Origin of the sequence: Streptomyces sp. 4F14 (genome assembly GCF_048159485.1) — a bacterium.
Taxonomy (GTDB): Bacteria; Actinomycetota; Actinomycetes; order Streptomycetales; family Streptomycetaceae; genus Streptomyces.
On the sequence record NZ_JBLRVY010000370.1, the window covers coordinates 1 to 322 of the forward strand.

The following is a 322-nucleotide window of genomic DNA, read 5'->3' on the forward strand; positions in this document are numbered from 1 at the left end:
TCACCCGCTCCCCGACCCGGTCCGTGGCGACTCCTTCGCCCACGGCGACGATTTCGGCGGCGATGGCTGCACCTTGGACGCGAGGAAACCCGAGAGGGTTACGGTCCCAAGTCATATCGACGTCCGCCTGCTGCAGACCTCGGAGACCGATCTCGGCGGTCAACGCGTCTGTCACCCCTGGGCTGTACCAGCCGGTTCGGGTGTTTATGTCTGTATTGTTGACGCTGGATGCTCCTACCTTGATGAGCACCTGTCCCGACGTCGGGGACGGCACGGGGTAGTCCTCGCGATACACCAGCTTGTCGATGCCTCCGTGACCGGT

1 pseudogene is annotated in these 322 nt (G+C 63.7%); it reads right to left on the reverse strand.

The window, feature by feature from the left end:
* Positions 1-322, reverse strand: a pseudogene (locus tag ACLZOT_RS51160) (alcohol dehydrogenase); the annotation flags it as partial.